Origin of the sequence: Acinetobacter sp. A47 (assembly GCF_000805455.1) — a bacterium.
Taxonomy (GTDB): domain Bacteria; phylum Pseudomonadota; class Gammaproteobacteria; order Pseudomonadales; family Moraxellaceae; genus Acinetobacter.
Genome location: NZ_JSUS01000045.1, coordinates 1 through 665, shown reverse-complemented (window position 1 = coordinate 665; position 665 = coordinate 1). Strand labels below are relative to the sequence as shown.

General features: G+C 53.7%; 1 protein-coding gene. It reads right to left on the bottom strand.

The window, feature by feature from the left end:
• A partial coding sequence (locus tag OC23_RS11420; RefSeq protein ID WP_038344945.1) for an Ig-like domain-containing protein occupies positions 1-665 on the bottom strand: 665 nt, incomplete at both ends.

Here is a 665-nt window from a genome sequence, read left to right as displayed (position 1 = left end):
GCATCGATAGTGGCATCGGTGTCTGCCAGCAAGTCGCTACCGGCTACATCAGCTGTCCAGTTACCTGTTGCTGCATCAACCGTTGCGGTGTAAGTCACGCCATTGATGAGGAGTGTAACCACAGTCGTTGCTGCATCTGCCGGGATACCGGTCAGGGTACCCGTGATGGTCACTGTGCCGGTTGATTCTGCTGCATTCAATACGTTGTCTGCTGTGACATCATTGATGGCGAGTGTTGCACCTGTGGTATCCGGAGCAGTGACATCAACTACATAGCTCTGGTCTGCGGTAATGGTGCCCGCACCTGTTACATTCACGCTGACATTGATGGTGCTGTCTGCATCTGCAGTCAGATCGCTACCCGGAACGGTCACGCTCCAGCTACCATCCGCCTGTACGGTGGTGGTGTAATTGTTGCCATTGACCACGACTGTCACAGCATCACCTGCTGTGAAGCTGCCCACAACCGCACCGCTAACAGTCTGGTCAACGCCTGCTTCTGCTGCGTTAACGATGTTATCGCCTGCAATCGGGTTGATCACGACTACTGGTGTGGTGATGTCAACGGTATAGCTGGCATCTGCAGTTACTGTACCGGTGTTACCTGCGGCATCGGTTGCAGTAATGCTGACATTGATGGTCTTGTCGGCATCAAGGACTAACTG